Here is an 18,554-nt window from a genome sequence, read left to right as displayed (position 1 = left end):
GCTTGTTATAAATCGATTCTTGAAGCAGAATCTTCTCCAGCTTCGACCAGTACTCATCATTGAGCATTATTCGGGGCATCGCAAACTCGTTTTGTTGGTGGTATGGGAACCCCAATATTACGAGTTTGTTTCTACCTATGAAATACTTATCTTAAAACGTCAACAGACCCTAGAAAAAAGTACTCACTATTTTTAATTGATCCTGATTATCATAATGAGGTTTACTATTGAGGGTAGTCTATAATGACTTATCATTTGTATCTTGACACATTTTGGTCGTCTGTTTTGGCTAGATAGCGATGCTTTATAACTATAAAAAAGAAAATTATGCTGCTCAGTAATCGTATGGATGATGCTTCACCTTGGTATCAAATAACTATCGAACAAAATATATCCTGCATCAAACTCACGGGCAGTTATACGCTGGCAGCATTAGATCAACAGCTACAGAAAGTGGGTGCCAAGCTGACTCATTTTGCAACGCAATCAGATCTTCACTGGGATCTGACGAGTATCCAGCAAATGGATCATGCGGGTGCCATATTGATCTGGCGTGCCTGGAAAATGCATCGTCCAGCTAATTTATTGATACGACCTGAACATGAAAGATTGTTTGCTCACTTAGAAAAAGCACGTCCTGCACCTAAACCCATACACCGTGACATTCTCTGGCCCATCTTGACGCTGGGTAGACGTTATTTTTTATTTTGGGATCATTTGACTGGCATTATCACGTTATTGGGGCAGGTATTACTGAATCTTCTCTATCTCGTTAAACATCCTAATCAAATACCACTGCGAGAGATTTCTGCAAATTTATTCAGAACAGGGGCGCAAGCACTGAGTATTACCGCACTGGTGGGTTTCCTTATCGGAATTGTCCTAAGCTATCTTTCTTCTGAGCAACTTCATAGTTACGGCGCTGATACTTTTATTATCAATATCTTAGGGATGAGTATCGTTCGTGAGCTGGGCCCAATGCTAGCTGCAATACTAGTGGCTGGCCGTTCTGGTTCATCGATGACAGCGCAGCTTGGTGTGATGCGTGTTACAGAGGAATTGGATGCTCTGACCGTCATGGGCATCCCGCATAGCTTAAGGTTGGTTTTACCTAAAATCATTGGATTAGGCATCGCTATGCCGCTCGTTGTACTTTGGACCAGCGCGATTGCCCTGCTCGGAGGAATTCTGGCAGCTGATCTGCAAATAGGATTGAATTATAAATATGCATTAAGTAACTTACCTGATGCTGTTCCAGTTGCAAATTTATGGATAGGGATGGGCAAAGGGGTGGTCTGTGGCATGGCCATCGCCCTGATTGCTTGCCATTTTGGTTTGCGTATTAAACCGAATACTGAAAGCCTTGGCGAGGGTACGACCAATTCCGTAGTGACTTCCATCACAGCAGTTATCCTCATTGATGCGATATTCGCGGTAATTTTTTCGAATGTAGGTCTTAAGATTAGGAGCTAATGATTAATAATGATCCTATTATAGAGCTACAAGGCTTGTATACACGCTTTGGTAGTCATGTCATCCATAAAAACATTAACTTGAATATATATCAGGGAGAAATATTATCCTTGGTTGGGAGTTCAGGTAGTGGTAAAACCACCTTGCTGCGCCAGATGTTAAGCCTGGAAATTCCCGCGCAAGGGAGTGTTAAGATTCTTGGGCACTCCACATATGATTGTGACCTTGAATTATTGAGAAGTTTACGTAATCGCTCAGGCGTTTTGTTTCAGCAAGGTGCACTTTTTAGTGCGCTGAATGTATATGACAATATTGCACTGCCGATGCGCGAGTTACATTGTCTGACGGAAGAAATGATTCGCGACCTGGTCATGTTAAAACTTGATATGGTTGAAGTAGAAGCGCAGCATGCTAACAAAATGCCGGCGGAACTCTCAGGAGGTATGATCAAACGTGTTGCATTAGCACGAGCACTTGCATTGGATCCTGAGCTGCTGTTTTTGGATGAGCCCACAGCGGGTCTGGATCCGCCATTGAGCGAGAGTTTTGTCAAACTCATTCAAACATTACGCAAGGAACTTACATTGACGATCATCATGGTCACGCATGACCTGGACACATTGGCCGCGCTGTCCACGCGTGTCGCAGTCCTGGCTGATCAGAGACTTGTTGCAGTAGGTGAATTGCCCGATATCATAAAAATTGATCACCCTTTTATCAAGGAGTTCTTTCTTGGGGAGCGTGGTCGAAATGTATTACGAAATGTATTGGCGCTTCCTTAAGCAGAGCGTCAACAAAGTATAAAAATATAAAGGGCACTATAAAAATTCATATTTCGTCAAAAACTTTATTGTTCACAAAAAATGTTTCCTACCTATCAGGTATAGGTTACGTCAACATTGTTTGTTCTCACCTTGTCTTGTTTAGGACTCTGAATTTTTAGAGGCGCCCTAAAGAAGTATTAAGGAAGTATCAGGTAGATCGTTCGTGTGAATTTTTACATGTTATAAGCTATTTATTTAAGGAAGTATTTCATGCCCACTGACACATTGGCACTTGCCCAGATCCTGATTGGCTGTCGTTCACTTACGCCTAATGACGATGGTTGCCAGGAAATATTAATCAATCGGCTAAAACAAATCGGGTTTAACATTGAAAGCATGCGTTATGGCGAAGTTGACAATTTATGGGCGCGTCGGGGCGATGTTCAGCCAGTTGTGTGTTTTGCAGGCCATACCGATGTCGTGCCAACCGGCCCCTTGGCTCAATGGGAAAGTGATCCGTTTATACCTACTGTTCGAGACAATAAACTGTATGGGCGCGGGGCAGCGGATATGAAGTCTTCTCTGGCTGCTTTTGTAACCGCCATAGAATGTTTTGTCGCTACCTATCCTGATCATAAAGGGTCCATTGCCTTATTGATCACTTCGGACGAAGAGGGCGTAGCCGTGGAGGGAACGGTTAAAGTGGTTGAGACGCTGAAAGCACGCAGTGAGTTGATTGATTATTGCATTGTCGGTGAACCGACTTGCACGGATAAACTGGGGGATACTATCAAGAATGGGCGACGTGGCTCGCTATCGGGGAAATTAGTTGTCAAAGGAATACAAGGCCATATTGCTTACCCCCATCTTGCCAAAAATCCTATTCATCTGGCTGCGCCTGCTATCGCGGAACTGGCCCGGACTGAATGGGATCAAGGTAATGAATATTTTCCACCTACAACGTGGCATATCTCCAATATCCATGGTGGGACAGGGGCTACCAACGTTATCCCAGGCGAAGTGAACCTGTTATTTAATTTCCGTTTCTCAACTGCAAGTACGGTTGAGTCACTTAAGCAGCGGGTTCATGAAATCCTCGACCGGCATGGTCTGACTTATGATTTAGCATGGGAGCTTTCCGGCAAACCTTATCTCACCCCAAAAGGAAAATTAGCTGACGCACTCAGCGCAGCGATTAAAAGTGTCACAGCAATTGAACCCGAGCTCTCCACTACTGGCGGCACTTCCGACGGTCGTTTTATCGCTGACATTTGTCCTCAAGTAGTCGAGTTTGGGCCGCGCAATGCGACTATCCATAAACTTAACGAATACGTGGAGATAGAGGATATAGAGCGATTATCAGAGATTTACCGATTAACTTTGGAGCAGTTATTGAGATAATTGTACTGTCTGGGAGTGAATAATTATAGATGATAAGAAGTTGTTTATTCATGGTTTTCTTGGCAACTATTCTATTGCACCCATCTCCAGCGCAAGATTTCGGGATTGTTCGGCTTCTTCTTCAGTGGGCTCTGAACTCAGCCAGCCTTGCAGGTGGGTGTAAGTCATCTCGCTCAACGCTTTGATCCAATCATGGTGCTCATTGAGGCAGGGGATGAAATGAAATTCCTGCCCCCCAGCTTCAATGAAAATCTTTTTACCCTCAATGGCGATTTCTTCCAATGTTTCCAGGCAATCCGAAACAAAACCAGGGCAAACGACATCCACGCGTTGTGTTTTCAACTTGCCTAATTCCTTGAGGGTCACAGCAGTATAGGGCGTTAGCCATTTCGCGTTGCCAAAGCGCGACTGAAAACATACTTGATACTGCTCTGTATCCAGTTCCAGCGCTTCTGCCAGTAACCTGCCCGTTTTCTGACATTCACAGTGATAAGGATCCCCTTTGTCTAGCGTTTTTCGCGGTACGCCATGAAAACTAAGGATAAGCTTGTCGGGTTTACCATGCTCAGCCCAATAATCGAGAATATTTTGTGCGAGTGCAGCAATATAGCCCGGATGATCATGAAAATGCTTGACGATGCGAACAGCCGGAATATTGCGCATCTTTTTCAGCTCCGAGAAAAGATTATCCATGGCTGAGCCGCTGCTGCTGGAAGCATATTGTGGAAAAAGCGGGAAAACCAGGATGCGGTCACAACCGCGCTCTTTCATATGTTGCAATACCTGCGCGATAGACGGATTACCGATGTTCATGGCATATTCAACGATAGGGGCGGGTTTAATGCGCTCTTCCAGAGCGCGTGCTAATAGCCTGGTTTGCTGCTCAGTATGGATTTTTAATGGAGACCCTTCCGGCATCCAGATTTGCGCATATTTTTCAGCTGATTTTCTTGGGCGCGTATTAAGAATAATGCCATGTAATATAAACCACCAGATCCAACGAGGAATTTCGATGACTCTTGAATCACTGAGAAACTGTTTCAGGTAAGGTCTCAGCGCTTTTGCGGTTGGTGCGTCAGGTGTTCCCAAATTAATCAGCAACACCCCAATTTTACTTAAGGTCCCGTGCTGGTAGGGCGGTTCAGGTAACATGGATTTATTTAGTTTTATTTCTGCTTAAACAGGTAAGACACATAAATATAATACTGTCAATTTTGTGATAGCCCACTTGTGAGCAATCTGGCAGTAATATTTACGATCGGGATAACGCGCTCGTAAGCCATGCGCCTCGGACCAATAACGCCGACAGTACCCACCACTTTCCCTTCAATTTCGTAAGGGGCCGTTACTACACTGACTTCATCCAATGCAGCGACATCTGATTCTCCGCCGATGAAAATTTTTACGCCATGCGCTTGGCGGCTCAGTTCCATGAGCTGTAGCAATTTGGTTTTACGCTCAAATAACTCAAAAAGCTTTTTTAAACTAGTCAAGTTGCCAGAGAGATCCTTAACATCGAGCAGTTTATGTTCGCCTGCTAATACAACTGCTTCACTGCTTTCACGAATGACATCGCTGCTGATTTCAATGGCTGTACTCATGAGACTTGTCATATCGTAGCGCAATTGCTTTAGCTCTAACTGTAGGCGGCTACGAATTTCTTCCAGTGCGCAGCCTGCATAATGCTGATTGAGAAAATTGCTTGCTTCGATCAAGTCTGATTGATTATAAGAAGTTTCAGTAAAAATGATCCGGTTCTGCACATCGCCTTCTGGTGTCACCATAATCAGCAGAATACGCTTTTCAGACAACGCCATAAACTCGATATAACGAAATACGGCGCCGCCTGCCCGCTTGGGCGTAACCACTATTCCTGCAAACCGGGTTAATTCAGAGAGCATTTGTGATGCCACATTGATAAGTCTTGACGGGTTATCAGGATGCATCTGGTTTTCCAGGTGAGACATCTCTTTAATATCTAATGATTGGACAACCAACAAGCTATCGACGAAAAAACGGTAACCTTTAGCGGTAGGTATCCTGCCGGCTGAAGTATGGGGGCTGGCAACATAACCCATTTCCTCAAGATCAACCATGACATTGCGGATAGTAGCAGGACTGAGATCTAACCCAGAGAATTTAGAAAGCGAACGTGACCCTACCGGTTCGCCTTCATGAATATAGCGTTCCACAAGTGTCTTCAGTAAGGTTTTGGCACGTTCGTTAAGCATGTATTTATTCTACACGATACAGCTTTGCTAGAGAGTATATTCTGGAAGAAAAATCCAGCTTTCTTTAGCAGAGCGTTATTTCAGCAATAATCTTTTTACCTTTCAGATACGCTGCGTTAATATGCTATGCGAAATATTTTCTGAAGACATTGGATATCTCAAATATAAATTTGTTTCCATGAGCGCATTTTTCAATAAAATTGCATTAATCGGTAAGCATAAGAATCCAGAAATCCTGGCACCGTTATTGAGTCTGGCAGAGTATTTGATCAGTCGGAATTTTGAAGTAGTCCTTGATCAATTGACTGCCTCACATCTTGGCAAAATTGATTACCCAGTGCTGACATTGGAAGAGATTGGTGCACAGGCTGACCTTGCCGTCGTATTAGGGGGAGACGGCACCATGCTTAACATTGCAAGGATTCTTGCCCCATTTAATGTGCCATTGGTCGGGGTTAATCAAGGGCGGCTCGGTTTTCTGACTGATTTGACAGTGGATACCATGAAGGAAACCCTTAGTGCCATGCTGGATGGGCAGTTTGTTATCGAAAAGCGGATGCTGTTATCTGCAGAAGTATTGCGCAATGAGGTCAGTGTGTTCAGAGCGTTAGCATTTAATGATGTGGTGGTGCATCGGGGTATCAGCACCGGTATGGTTGAATTTGAAGTACGCATCAATGGTGAATATGTCTATTCATTACGCTCTGATGGCTTGATTGTAGCCACTCCCACGGGATCAACAGCCTATGCGCTCTCTTCAGGCGGGCCTATTTTACATCCCTGCCTTGATTTGATTGAGTTAGTCCCAATATGTCCCCATACTTTGAGTAATCGTCCTATCGTGGTCGAGCCGGATGCCATGATCGAAATCAAGGTGCTTTATACCACTGAAACTAAAATATACTCCGATAGTCATTCCTGGTTTGATCTGGGTGAGCATGACAGGATTATCGTGCGATGTTTCTCCGAGAGAGTCAAATTGTTACATGCGGTCAATCATAGTTATTACCGTATGCTGAGAGAAAAGCTGGGCTGGAGTGAAATTCCTCAAAAAAATCAATCATAGTTGATTGGCATGCTAATTCATTTAACGATTCGTGATTTTGTGATTGTTGATTTTTCTGAACTGACGTTTAAACCAGGTTTTACAGTTTTGACTGGTGAAACAGGCGCAGGAAAATCCATTCTAATTGATGCCTTGATGCTTGCACTGGGGGGACGTGGTGAGGTCAGTCAGATTCGGCATGGCCGTGAACGTGCAGAAATCATTGCTGAATTTGATATTGACAATCATTTGAGTTTGCAGACATGGTTGCGAGAAAATGATCTCCACTCGGATGCTGGTATTTGCATACTTCGCCGTATCATCGACGCTCATGGGCGATCACGCAGTTATATCAATGGTAATGCCGTAACCTTACAGCAGCTTCGTATCGTTGGTGATCAATTAGTGGATATTCATGGGCAACATGCACATCAATCTTTGTTACGCAGTGATACGCAGCGTGACTTACTTGATGGCTATGCTGGCAATAGTGAGCTAGTTAAAGAGGTCGCAGCAGCTTTTCAATATTGGCAACAATTACATCAGCAACACCTTAAATGGGAGCAGAACGCGGCTCTATTTTTACAAGAGCGCGAGCAGCTGGAATGGCAGCTGCAGGAACTTTCTGCATTGAATTTTTCGATAGAGGAGTGGCACACATTACAGGCTGATCATAATCGTTTGTCGCATACAGCAAATTTGTTAGAAGCGGTCGAATCCAGTTTGGAGATATTATCCGGAAATGAATCTGCTGCGCTGGAGCAGCTGCATACTGTGCTCACTCGCCTGCGTCATTCGCTCGATTATGATAGTGATCTTAAGTCTCCTTATAATTTACTGGAAACTGCCCAGGTTCAGTTACAGGAAGCAGTATACGAATTGAAACACTATCAACAGCGACTTAATCTTGATCCGCAAAGTTTACGTATGACCGAAGAGAGAATGGCAGCCATTCATGTCTTAGCTAGAAAATATCGCCTTTCGCCAGAGGAGATACCTGATTTATTGCAGAGAACAATGCAACGCCTGCAGGAACTGGGGCGTAATACTGATGGGGACAGCCTGGGTGAAACCGTTTCATCGGCAAAGAAAGCCTATGAAGAACTTGCCCAGACACTTAGCATTGCACGACGCAAAGCGGCTGAAACATTGGCACATCAGGTCACTGAAGCGATGCAAACGCTGGCAATGGCAGGAGGCGGTTTTGATATTACGCTGGTACCTTATAATCAAGGTAGTGCTCATGGATTTGAGCAGATTGAATTTCAAGTTTCCCCACATAGAGGGGTACCGCCACGCCCGCTTGCAAAAGTTGCGTCAGGGGGCGAATTATCACGTATCAGTCTAGCGATCCAAGTCATTACGAGCCAGGTAGGGACAGCGCCAACCCTGATATTTGATGAGGTAGATGTAGGAATCGGGGGGCGGGTGGCTGAAATTGTCGGCACACTTCTTAAGCAGTTAGGCAAAACGCGCCAGGTGCTCTGTATTACCCATTTAGCTCAGGTAGCCTCAATGGGAGATCAACACTGGCAGGTGGTCAAAGTGCCTGGGTTGCTTGCAGACAATCCGGTGTCTAGCGCTATCCGCTCACTGGATGAGCAGGAGCGGGTAGAGGAAATAGCGCGCATGCTTGGGGGAGTAAATATTACTGCCACGACCCGCCAGCATGCTGCGGAAATGCTGCAGCAAAATAAGTAGTTATCTTAAGAAATCATGCCAATTTAGCCAGTTAGCGTTAGTGCTGCGCTACAGCTATGTTCTTGGCGCTGCGGATTAAATCTCATCCTCTTTGGCAATTCCATTTCCAAATCAAACATAATGCGAAGGCGAGCCGCAGACAGTATAAAAATAATACAGCAAGTTGAAGCCGGCAAAATCAGGTTTGATTTGGAAATGGATAACAAAAAAACAGAGCGGGATCTAAGTATAGCTCGATCCCGCTCTGCATATTTTAGAAAATAAACCCCACCTTGCACCCTATTAAATGGGGCGCCAATTATTTAAATTAACTGGCTTTCATAATTTGCGATAACAGACAGTATGGTTTCTCTCGCATCAATTGCTTTATCCACCTTATTCTGATTAATGGCTTCTTTTAAATCCTGCAGCGCGTTTTCCATTTTTACGCGTTCTAATGAGCCTAAACGTAATACTAAATCTGGAAGGAATATATTGGCATACAGAGATAATCTTTCAGCTGCCAGCGTAGCTTGATTCTTATCAGCCTGAAATGTTGATTCAATCTCTTTTAAGTTATTTTTAACTTGACCCATTATTCCTTTGCTGATTTCGCTTACGATTTCGTTTGCGGATACATTCGCCAAATCTCCGGTCAATTGAGATTTAATACGAGTACTGCCATTCGGATTGGTTTGTGAAATAAACTCTTCCACAATGCGATAAAAGTATTCGCCCTCAATCTGTTTTTCTCTTGCTTCATTAATATCTCTATCTCTTTCTGAAATAATGCCTTCCACTTCACGCAGCACTCCAATTAAGAAACTTCTGACTAGTGGGACGACGATATTTTCACGTGCGAGCGCAAGATTTGTTTTATCCTCTGCGCTGTTTTTAACCAATGCTTCTTTCCCATTAATAAATGCTAATGTTATTTGATCATCCAGATCAGGGTTACTGCCTGATTCGATGGCCAGTTTATCAGCTGTGAGTACCTTGTTTTCTCTGCCTGCCGTGCCAATAATCGCGAGAAAGGCAGCATAGGCCCGATCCCACTCAAGTTCCAGCGCATCGGTTGGCAGGCTATCAAAAGCGTCCAGCGTTAACGTTATGCGGTTATAGACAGTTAATGCGAAAACGCGTTGTAAAGTTTTATCAATGGCTTGCGCAGCTAATGCAGTCTCATTTCCGCTTCTGATAACTTCAATGGCGTTTAATATGTCGTTATTCATCGACAATCCATAGATGCCATCCACTATTTGCGTTAGTTGCTGTAAGTCTCCTCCATATTCGGCAGCAATGGCATCAGCGTTCATAGGCGTTTGACTACGTAATTCACCAATAGCTTGATAAGATGAAACGGCTCCATCAATGATCAAACTTGTATCATTTGTTTTATTAAATTTAGTAAGCTTAAGTTGATTCTCATAGTTGGTAAGAATCGTTGAAATGGCTTGGCGCGCTTCTGCTGATTTAGGCTCACTGTTTTCACTGCTTGCAATTTGCAGATTATTTAATGCATTTTCAAAATTGCTACGTACATCTGCGCCTAGACGTAGCTCCAGATCCGGCAAAAGGATATTAGCAAAATAAAGCGCACCTGCGGCTTCTGCCATCGCCTGGGCGCGATCTCTGCCAATACTGTCTTCTTGGCCTTTCATTTCGGCTTTTACTCGGCCAATAAATCCTTTATTTAACTCACTTACCATCTCATCTGCTGTAATTTCGGAAGGATTCCCTGTCAGCCGAGCTTTTATGAGCAAGTTCCCTACTGGATTATCTCGTGCGACAAGTGATTCAATAATACGATAGAAAATTTCGCCTTCTTTCTGTTCAATGGCTGTCGTTTCCGGATCTCTATCTCTGTTATTAAGAACACCTGCCACTTCCCTTAAAACTGAATTGTAAAAGGCGCGCGTTAATGACATTCTGGTCGCGTAGCGCTCAATGCCAAAGTTAGCAAAGTCTTCGTCCGGGTTATTTTTATTTAATGTATTTCTAATTCTTTCGAAAGATTCATTTATAGCAATATCCAATCCTGAATTGTTGCCTTCTACTAAAGACTGTCTATCGGTAGTAAGAACATGATTGGCTCTCGCAGTAGTTGAGCTAAGGGCTTGAGCCGATACGAGCGCTTCATCTGTCAGTTGATTTAGTGCAGTAGGTGTTGCCTCTTTAAATTGCTCTCGTATAGTTGCAATACGATTAAACACTGTTTGGTAAAAAACTCGTTGTAACGTCTTGTCAATGACCTGACCGGCCAGCTTTTGATCATTATTTTTTTTGATATCCTCAATTGCACTCAAGATATCACTATCCAGGCTCAGTTTATTGGTAGTATCAACTTCCTGAACAAGCGTCTGTAATGCACCTGCATAAGCGCTTGCAATAGCATCTGCATTAATAGGTGTTTCTCTTCGTAAGGTACCAATCGTCTTGAAGGCAGCAGCTGCCGCTTCAATCGCCTCTTTATTAGAGGTGGTTGCGGCATGCACTATTGCGCTTGCGTATAGCATCAGGAAACTGCTTAATATGATGATGAACCTTGGAACCAGCTTCATGTAAACCTCCCTTTTAAAAAATGAAAAACTTAATAATAGTACGAATAATAATCGTTATTATTTATATTGAAAAATATAATTTTAAATTTGTATACTCCTAAAAGTTGATAACAATTATTGCAGATACTTAGCTAAAAATTAGCAATTAAAGCTGCACGAACTGCAATGGGGGAACCGGGCATAATGTTGTTGTTATTCTGAACAGATGCAAAATAATTGACATCAAATACATTTTCAATATTAAGTTGCGCGCGTACATGCTTATTAAATTGAGCAAATAGTGCTGCATCGACGCGTGTAAAATCTGGAATAACCACTGTGTTATCAGTGGAGGCAAACATGCTGCTACGATAAATTACGCCAACTGCTGCACCGAATTGGGGAATAAAATCGTATCGGCTCCACAGAGAAAAAGTATTGCGTGGAAGCTCGGCGACTGTGTTTCCTTTCGGTGCGCCAAACTGCTGGCTGGTGATTTCTCCATCTTGATAAGCATAGCCGCCCATCACATTCCAATGAGGAGTTAGCTGACCATTTAAGCCTACTTCGACGCCTTCAGTACGCTGCCCTTTGGTTAAAAATGAGCGTGAAGCATCATTAGGATCAACCGTGATCACATTGGTGCGATCGATGCGATAGGCTGCCGCCGTCAACGAAAGATCAGGGCGAATATCCCATTTTATTCCTGCTTCCAGATTCGTAAATTTTTCTGGTTTAAGCGTTTCAGTCGTCACAGTCAAGGCGGTTAATTGTTCGCCGGCTCGTGGCACGTATGCCTGACTAAAGTTCGCGTAAATGGAAATGGGGGTAATTGGTTTATAGATCAGGCCAAACCTGGGTGCCAGTAGGCCATCTTTGGTTTTTAGATGATCTTGATTGCCGTTTCTATCGCGAAAATCCGTTTCAAATAAATCATAGCGTACACCGACGATTGCCTGCAGCTGGGGGATGAACTCTATCTGATCTTGAAAGTAAAATGCTGTGATATTAATTTTACTGTGATTATTGGCATCGATATTTCTATTGACAAAGTCAATGGGTGCATTGGTAATCGGGTTGATTACGGGTACACGTAAACTGGTTTGTCTAGGATCATTATTGAAAAGTCCTTGTCTTCGCAAATTATCAGTGATCTGTTGACCTACTTCGATACCTGCCAGCAGTGTATGCGCTACAGGTCCTGTTTCAAGTGAATACAGAAAATTTGTTTGATTGAAAACATTCTCGCGGTCAGTGCCATCGCTATACGCGCCAAGGGATACTACGCTGCCAAGAACTGGGCTATTGGCAAAGACATTTCCATAGAACTTATCGAATTGAGCATAATTGGTTCGATTATTGACAGTTAATCCAAAGTCGAATTTATGCTCGATCAAAGAATTGAATGATAAAACATCTACTATGGAATTGCTTCGCCTCGGATCTCCAAAAAATTGTGAATGTTTGACATCAAACGGGCGACCTTGAAAAGAAGGAATCCCGCGATCGGCAGTGCGGTCGTCATGGTATCTTTCCATATTTAAAACAACTTTAGTGCGATTAGTCGGTTTGACGGTCACGGTTGGAGAAATACCGAGCCGATCTGAATCTACTCCATTTCGGAAACTTCCTGCTTCTTCAAATAGACCATTCACCCGGAAAGCAATTTGATCATTAATTGGCTGATTGAAATCGGCGGTCATTCTTTTTAGACCATAAGAACCTCCCTGGAAAAAGAATTCGCGAATCGGTTCCCAGCCCGCTTGCTTTGTTACGCGGTTAATAACACCACCTGAACCACCGCGTCCAAAAATCATTCCATTGGGGCCTTTCAATACTTCAATTCGTTCGATGTTATAGAGATCACGAAGATATTGAACATCATCGCGTATACCATCGACAAAAAAGTCGCCCGTTGAGCGATTGCCCCGGAATATCACGGCATCTCGGTTTCCCTCACCTTGCGATACCCCGACCCCCGGTACATAGCGCACAGCATCGGCTATACTTCGTATTGATTGGTCCTTAATGGCGCTTTCTGTAACGACGGAAATTGCTTGAGGCACATCGCGTAGCAGGGTATTCGTCTTGGTTGCTGTGGAGCTGCTGGCAGCCATATAGCGGCTTGTTTCGCTACTCGCTGTTATTTTGATCGAAGGGAGGGTGGTGACAACTGGGCTGAGCGCAGACTCGGTGGATAATTTTATTATGGTAAAACCTTCTGGATGCGATACCGGCTGCAAATCAGTGCTTTTAAGTAATTGATCTAGTGCGGCGGAGATTTCATAATTACCTGCCAAGCCCTGTGTGGTCTTACCTTGTATAACAGCATCATCAAAAAAGATTTTTACTCCTGATTGACTTGAAAATTGACTGAGCGCATTTTCCAGAGAACCGGCTGGAATATTATAGGAGCGGGTGACAGGTTTGGTAATTTCTGACGATTCAGCAAAAACAATATCGGGTAAAAAAGTAGCAATAAATATTGAAAACAATAATGCTGTATATACAAAAAAGCGGTTAAATCGCGTGCTCTTACATCCCCTATATCCGCTACATTTGCTATATTCGCTGCACGATAGCCATAAAATATCGATCCATTTCTGTTGAGTAATAAAGGTTTTAAAGCTGGGGGTATACATTATTGTGTTTTATATGATAAATCTAAACCAAAGATCGATTTGCACGGACAGGAGAGAGAATATTAGACAAGAGCTAGCTCGTCATGCCACTGGAAATTGAATACCAGCAACAGGACAAAATTTAAATTTGACTTTGCCACCAGTTCTAAATACCAGCCTTTTGCATGACATCTAATTGTGTTTCCAACTAATCGATATGCTGTTCAGTATCTTCAAGAATATGTTCAAAAATTTTCCGTAAAACATAATTCTGAACTGTTTAACAGGCAGCAATTGCAGCGAGCAGCGTTTCACGTGAGGTATCTTCCAAAGTAAGATCGCACGTTACGTATTCCTGGGGTGATTCCCCAATCAAAAGCTTCTCCAGATCCTGTAAATTGGGTAATTCCTCCAGAAACAAGATACACTCAACGAGTTTGTCAGCGTATTTTATCTTCTCGATCGATTCGTGATATTCATGCTCGCCCGGTTGGCTAAATCCCGATTCCTGTACACCCGGGTATGAAGAAAATACTGATTGATGGCAGATAACCTGATGCAATAACTGACGATTTAACCAATTAATAATGTCTGCGTTCCTTTTCATAGGTGTTTCTTCGGGTGGTTTACTCGCAAAAACGAGTGAGTTCAGGTGACAGGGGGCTGGGCCGGGGTTTCTCGCATTAATGCTTGATCAAGTACCCTTTTTGCGTGGCAAGCACAAATGCCACACTGCTCGGTAATACCGAGATTAACTTTCAGATCACGCATCCGTTCAGCCCCTTGACTGACAGCCTCGAGAATTGCACGATCAGTCACTCCCTTGCAGACACAAATATACATGAAACACACCTTTGTCGATTGGTTTAGCAGTCGTTTGTTTTGCTGGATATAAAGCAGCAAACATTACCGTTAATGAGAATTATTCGTGATTATATTCATATTGGCAGAGAATGCAAGTAGTGCTAATCAATATGTTTTTGCGCAGCAATCCGCCTGGCCGCGACATATCAAAAAATTATCGCTACGCTGAAGCTAGACAGGCATGAGTAGGCATGCTGAGGCGTAATTAAGCGCGAGTTATGTCGTCTCTTGGGTTAGACGCTGCAATGGATACAGAAGAACGTTTTCAGATGAAACGAATTATGGTAAAACCTGCCACCTTACCCTGATAGCTGTTGCACTATCGCGCAGAGTATTGGATGAGGGGAGTTGATGCTAAAGTCTATTCAAGATATTCAGTACTTTAAAAAAAGTGTTGCAGCATATATATTCTTTGACGCAAGGTGTGGTGAGTATCCTGAGTAAAGCTGTTTTCCTTATTTCAAAAACAATTGAATACAATGGTTAAAGTATAATGTTGCTTTTTCCATTGAAAGATTAATGGAGATGATAATGCCTATTTATGAGTATGTTTGCCGTTCGTGTGGTTTAGAGAAAGAACATTTACAAAAAATGAGTGATTCCCCTATCGAAAATTGCCCTGAATGTGGAAGTGGTGAATATGTTAAGCAGATTTCTGCTGCCGGTTTTCAATTGAAGGGAAGTGGCTGGTATGTTACAGATTTTAAGAATAAACCCGCGTCGGAAACCAAAACGAAATCAAAATCAGAAACTAAGAGTGAAAGCACAGCCTCGTCTGCTACCACAACGGAATGAGGCGGCAGCATTATCACATTATTATTTCCATGGACATGGCTAGTCGTTTAATGATATTTGCAATTAAACTGAAGTCTTTTCATTAGCAATCGCGTTGAATTTGTAGATGCTCCTAATTTTCCTTATATAAAACCAAAACAATATGCGTACTAACTATTGCGGCACCATTAATACTCGCTATCTGAATCAAATTGTTACGCTTTATGGATGGGTCCATCGCCGACGCGATCACGGGGGCGTGATTTTTATCGATTTACGTGATCGTGAAGGCATTGTCCAGATTGTCTGTGACCCGGAAAACGCGAATACTTTTCAGATTGCAGAAAAAATTCGTAACGAATTTGTGCTTAAAGTAATTGGAACAGTACGTCCCCGCCCAGAAGGAACAGTCAATCTGGCCCTTCAAACTGGCGAGGTGGAGGTGCTGGTGGACACGATTGAAATTCTGAATTCTTCGCTTACACCACCCTTCCAGATGGATGAGGAGAATTTAAGTGAAGCGATACGTCTGGAGCATCGCTTTCTTGATCTGCGCCGTCCCGTCATGCAAAAAAACCTGCGCTTGCGTCATAAAGTCACCATGGCGGTACGTTCCTTTCTTGACCAGCAGGGATTCATCGATGTCGAAACACCGATGCTGACCAAATCAACTCCTGAAGGTGCGCGGGACTATTTAGTTCCTTCGCGCGTCAATGACGGTCATTTCTTTGCACTTCCTCAATCTCCCCAGCTATTCAAGCAGCTTCTGATGGTGTCCGGATTTGATCGCTATTACCAGATTACTCGCTGTTTTCGTGATGAAGATTTGCGTGCGGATCGTCAACCGGAATTTACTCAGATTGATATCGAAACCTCTTTTCTCAATGAAGATGAAATCATGGTATTGATGGAAGGGATGATTCGCAATCTGTTCCGTGAAGCAATCGGTGTCGATTTGCCCAGTCCTTTTCCGCGGTTGAGTCATGAGGAAGCCATGTTCAGGTATGGCTCCGACAAACCGGATTTACGCATACCCCTGGTATTCACTGAGCTGACCGACCTGATGCAGGATGTCCCCTTCCAGGTGTTTCGCGATGCTGCCCAGAAGCCAGATGGGCGCGTAGCTTCCCTGCGCATTCCAAAAGGGTGTGAATTATCGCGCAAGGAAATCGACGATTACACTCATTTTGTTGCTATTTATGGGGCAAAAGGGTTGGCCTATATCAAGATCAACAGCCTGGAAAAAGGATTGGAAGGATTGCAATCTCCCATCCTGAAATTCCTGCCTGAGCCAGTCGTAAAAGCTGTGTTGGAGCGCAGCGGTGCGCAAGAGGGTGATCTGGTGTTCTTTGGTGCTGACAAGGCGAAGATCGTTAATGATGCATTGGGAGCGTTACGGGTCAAGATTGGTCATGAGCGCGGATTGATTGATTCTGAGTGGAAGCCATTATGGGTGGTCGATTTTCCGATGTTCGAATGGGATGAGGAAGAAAATCGCTGGAAAGCGCTTCATCATCCGTTTACCTCGCCTGCCAATGGCCATGAAGATCTGCTCGTGACAGAACCAGGCAAAGCCTTATCCAAAGCATACGACATGGTATTAAATGGAGTCGAAATTGGAGGGGGTTCCGTGCGCATTCATCGCCAGGATGTGCAATCAAAAGTATTTAATGCACTGAATATCTCCGAGGGTGAGGCGCGGGAGAAATTTGGTTTCTTGCTAAATGCGCTGCAATACGGTGCACCACCGCATGGCGGGATTGCATTTGGCCTTGATCGTATTGTTGCCATGATGACAGGTGCCGAGTCGATCCGTGATGTGATTGCTTTTCCGAAAACACAGCGTGCTCAGTGCTTGCTAACCCATGCACCCAATATCGTTGAAGAAAAGCAATTACGGGAGCTGCATATTCGCCTGCGTAATCCTAAAGAAGTCATTTCCTGGAGCTACTAATTTCAACAGTGCCTGCTTATAAAAAACCTGTCTCTGTCTTGGTTATCGTTCATACGGCCGATTTGCAGGTTTTGTTACTCGAGCGTGCAGATCATCCTGGGTATTGGCAATCTGTTACCGGTAGTCAGGACCCGGATGAAACGCTGCTTCAAACCGCTATCAGGGAGGTCAAGGAAGAAACCGGCCTCGATGCAACATGCTATGAGCTGACAGACTGGCATATAGAAAACCAGTATGAAATTTTCCTGGAATGGCGCTGGCGGTATGGGCCAGGTATCACTCATAATACCGAGCATGTCTTTGGGCTAAAGCTTCCCAAAATCGTACCGGTTAATATTGCTGCACGCGAACACTTAAGGGCAATCTGGTTGCCTTGGCAGGAAGCTTCTGAAAAAGTATTTTCCTTGAGTAACGCAGAAGCTATTCGCATATTAGGATCGAATCGACAATAACGTTATATGACTAATTTGGAGTCGAGAGACCGGATATGAGGCGAGGGGATATCATTACTTAGTAGAAAAACTGGAGGGTGATATCGAGTTTATGAGATACTATTTTATTAATTACTCTTATATCACAGAGTAAACTTGCATGGAGGAGAGAGATATCTCCATGATTATATAAGGGTAAAATATACGCCTGCCCAGGAATTGTTTTTTTGTTTCCTTTTATTTTGCTTTTACAGGTAATAAAGTATTTTATAATGCTGAATGAATTGATATAATAGCGAGCTTTGGGTCGTTAGCTCAGTTGGTAGAGCAGCGGACTTTTAATCCGTTGGTCGCGAGTTCGAATCTCGCACGACCTACCAGATAAGACAAAGGGTTACAGGTTTATGACTTGTAACCCTTTTTTCGTTACTTAAGATTTGTATGTAATGTAAAAGCGGGGTTTATTTGGTACTTTCCGCGGTTTATTTGGTACTGACAGTTTGTAAACCCGCGGTTTATTTGGTACTGCTAACCTAAGCGTTAAAAGTTACGAATCACCAGTTCGGTGCGTTGTCCACGTCCTTGCAACCCACCCACGGTATAGTTGATCGCTACCGATTGCATCGATAATCCTTTGAATGCATCATGCATCTCCGGAATATCATTGACTGATATATTAAATAACGTGAGTTCGACATAAGAATCATCAAATCACGACTGGAAGAGCTTGAGGGAGCCTGATATTAAGTGAGGGTTTCTTCTCGCGAAAGGTGTAA

At 43.5% G+C, this 18,554-nt stretch carries 15 protein-coding genes and 1 tRNA gene; 10 read left to right on the top strand and 6 right to left on the bottom strand.

Annotation, left to right across the window (positions count from 1 at the left end):
• From BM283_RS19575 to dapE, 4 genes are all read left to right on the top strand, one after another.
• Nucleotides 1-196 (top strand): hypothetical protein (locus BM283_RS19575; protein WP_217646545.1); only part of this gene is annotated, 196 nt, incomplete at its 5' end.
• Between the two features lie 149 nt (nt 197-345).
• The gene (locus BM283_RS14175; RefSeq protein ID WP_254776384.1) at nt 346-1,473 is read left to right on the top strand and encodes an MlaE family ABC transporter permease; all 1,128 of its coding nucleotides are present in this window, start codon (nt 346-348) and stop codon (nt 1,471-1,473) included.
• On the top strand, nt 1,473-2,255 hold the full coding sequence (locus tag BM283_RS14170) for an ABC transporter ATP-binding protein (protein WP_090694235.1): 783 nt from the start codon (nt 1,473-1,475) through the stop codon (nt 2,253-2,255). The genes BM283_RS14175 and BM283_RS14170 overlap by 1 nt, the downstream gene beginning before the upstream one ends.
• Before the next feature lie 252 nt (nt 2,256-2,507).
• Nucleotides 2,508-3,638, top strand: coding sequence for a succinyl-diaminopimelate desuccinylase (dapE, locus tag BM283_RS14165; protein ID WP_090694232.1), 1,131 nt, complete (start codon nt 2,508-2,510; stop codon nt 3,636-3,638).
• A 66-nt stretch (nt 3,639-3,704) separates the two neighbouring features.
• On the opposite strand, the gene hemH is transcribed toward dapE, so the two are convergent.
• Nucleotides 3,705-4,790 carry a ferrochelatase gene (gene hemH / locus BM283_RS14160; protein ID WP_090694231.1) on the bottom strand — a complete coding sequence of 362 codons (1,086 nt, stop codon included), beginning with the start codon at nt 4,788-4,790 and terminating at the stop codon, nt 3,705-3,707.
• 56 nt (nt 4,791-4,846) lie between these two features.
• Nucleotides 4,847-5,869 (bottom strand): heat-inducible transcriptional repressor HrcA, encoded by a 1,023-nt coding sequence (gene hrcA, locus BM283_RS14155; protein WP_090694228.1) that lies wholly within the window; start codon nt 5,867-5,869, stop codon nt 4,847-4,849.
• A 178-nt stretch (nt 5,870-6,047) separates the two neighbouring features.
• On the opposite strand from hrcA, the gene BM283_RS14150 reads away from it, so the two are divergent.
• Entirely contained in the window at nt 6,048-6,935 is an 888-nt protein-coding gene (locus tag BM283_RS14150; RefSeq protein WP_090694240.1) for an NAD kinase, read from the top strand.
• A 9-nt stretch (nt 6,936-6,944) separates the two neighbouring features.
• The gene (gene recN, locus BM283_RS14145; RefSeq protein WP_090694239.1) at nt 6,945-8,615 is read left to right on the top strand and encodes a DNA repair protein RecN; all 1,671 of its coding nucleotides are present in this window, start codon (nt 6,945-6,947) and stop codon (nt 8,613-8,615) included.
• A gap of 302 nt (nt 8,616-8,917) precedes the next feature.
• Here the strand turns inward: recN and BM283_RS14140 are convergent, their stop codons facing one another.
• The 4 genes from BM283_RS14140 to BM283_RS14125 all read right to left on the bottom strand — a co-directional run bounded on the left by BM283_RS14140 (nt 8,918) and on the right by BM283_RS14125 (nt 14,598).
• A complete protein-coding gene (locus BM283_RS14140; RefSeq protein WP_254776383.1) occupies nt 8,918-11,089 on the bottom strand; it encodes a hypothetical protein in 2,172 nt (723 codons plus the stop codon).
• Between the two features lie 197 nt (nt 11,090-11,286).
• Nucleotides 11,287-13,629 (bottom strand): TonB-dependent siderophore receptor, encoded by a 2,343-nt coding sequence (locus BM283_RS14135; RefSeq protein ID WP_254776382.1) that lies wholly within the window; start codon nt 13,627-13,629, stop codon nt 11,287-11,289.
• A 406-nt stretch (nt 13,630-14,035) separates the two neighbouring features.
• Nucleotides 14,036-14,362 (bottom strand): ferritin-like domain-containing protein, encoded by a 327-nt coding sequence (locus tag BM283_RS14130; protein WP_090694219.1) that lies wholly within the window; start codon nt 14,360-14,362, stop codon nt 14,036-14,038.
• Nucleotides 14,363-14,403: 41 nt separating this feature from the next.
• Nucleotides 14,404-14,598, bottom strand: a complete 195-nt coding sequence (locus BM283_RS14125) for a (2Fe-2S)-binding protein (RefSeq protein WP_090694217.1) — start codon at nt 14,596-14,598, stop codon at nt 14,404-14,406.
• 552 nt (nt 14,599-15,150) lie between these two features.
• Between BM283_RS14125 and BM283_RS14120 the strand changes: the two genes are divergently transcribed.
• The 4 genes from BM283_RS14120 (at nt 15,151) to BM283_RS14105 (ending at nt 18,158) form a co-directional block, all read left to right on the top strand.
• Nucleotides 15,151-15,414, top strand: a complete 264-nt coding sequence (locus BM283_RS14120) for an FmdB family zinc ribbon protein (protein ID WP_090694215.1) — start codon at nt 15,151-15,153, stop codon at nt 15,412-15,414.
• Between the two features lie 142 nt (nt 15,415-15,556).
• Nucleotides 15,557-17,347: an aspartate--tRNA ligase gene (gene aspS, locus BM283_RS14115; protein ID WP_090694213.1), complete on the top strand. Its 1,791-nt coding sequence runs from the start codon at nt 15,557-15,559 to the stop codon at nt 17,345-17,347.
• A gap of 8 nt (nt 17,348-17,355) precedes the next feature.
• On the top strand, nt 17,356-17,799 hold the full coding sequence (nudB, locus tag BM283_RS14110) for a dihydroneopterin triphosphate diphosphatase (protein WP_090694211.1): 444 nt from the start codon (nt 17,356-17,358) through the stop codon (nt 17,797-17,799).
• 283 nt (nt 17,800-18,082) lie between these two features.
• Nucleotides 18,083-18,158: transfer RNA gene (locus tag BM283_RS14105), tRNA-Lys, on the top strand.
• Nucleotides 18,159-18,554 lie beyond the last annotated feature (396 nt).

The sequence above is a fragment of the Nitrosomonas sp. Nm34 genome, from assembly GCF_900113925.1.
Taxonomy (GTDB): domain Bacteria; phylum Pseudomonadota; class Gammaproteobacteria; order Burkholderiales; family Nitrosomonadaceae; genus Nitrosomonas.
Note: the sequence above shows the minus strand (reverse complement) of the source record. Positions and strands in the feature narration are given on the sequence as shown.

Excerpts from the sequence above, each read along its gene's own strand:
- dapE (WP_090694232.1), top strand. The coding sequence starts at position 2,508 with ATGCCCACTGACACATTGGCACTTGCCCAGATCCTGATTGGCTGTCGT.
- BM283_RS14125 (WP_090694217.1), bottom strand. The coding sequence starts at position 14,598 with ATGTATATTTGTGTCTGCAAGGGAGTGACTGATCGTGCAATTCTCGAG.
- hemH (WP_090694231.1), bottom strand. The coding sequence starts at position 4,790 with ATGTTACCTGAACCGCCCTACCAGCACGGGACCTTAAGTAAAATTGGG.
- recN (WP_090694239.1), top strand. The coding sequence starts at position 6,945 with ATGCTAATTCATTTAACGATTCGTGATTTTGTGATTGTTGATTTTTCT.
- BM283_RS14150 (WP_090694240.1), top strand. The coding sequence starts at position 6,048 with ATGAGCGCATTTTTCAATAAAATTGCATTAATCGGTAAGCATAAGAAT.
- BM283_RS14175 (WP_254776384.1), top strand. The coding sequence starts at position 346 with ATGGATGATGCTTCACCTTGGTATCAAATAACTATCGAACAAAATATA.
- aspS (WP_090694213.1), top strand. The coding sequence starts at position 15,557 with ATGCGTACTAACTATTGCGGCACCATTAATACTCGCTATCTGAATCAA.
- hrcA (WP_090694228.1), bottom strand. The coding sequence starts at position 5,869 with ATGCTTAACGAACGTGCCAAAACCTTACTGAAGACACTTGTGGAACGC.
- BM283_RS14120 (WP_090694215.1), top strand. The coding sequence starts at position 15,151 with ATGCCTATTTATGAGTATGTTTGCCGTTCGTGTGGTTTAGAGAAAGAA.
- BM283_RS14130 (WP_090694219.1), bottom strand. The coding sequence starts at position 14,362 with ATGAAAAGGAACGCAGACATTATTAATTGGTTAAATCGTCAGTTATTG.
- BM283_RS14170 (WP_090694235.1), top strand. The coding sequence starts at position 1,473 with ATGATTAATAATGATCCTATTATAGAGCTACAAGGCTTGTATACACGC.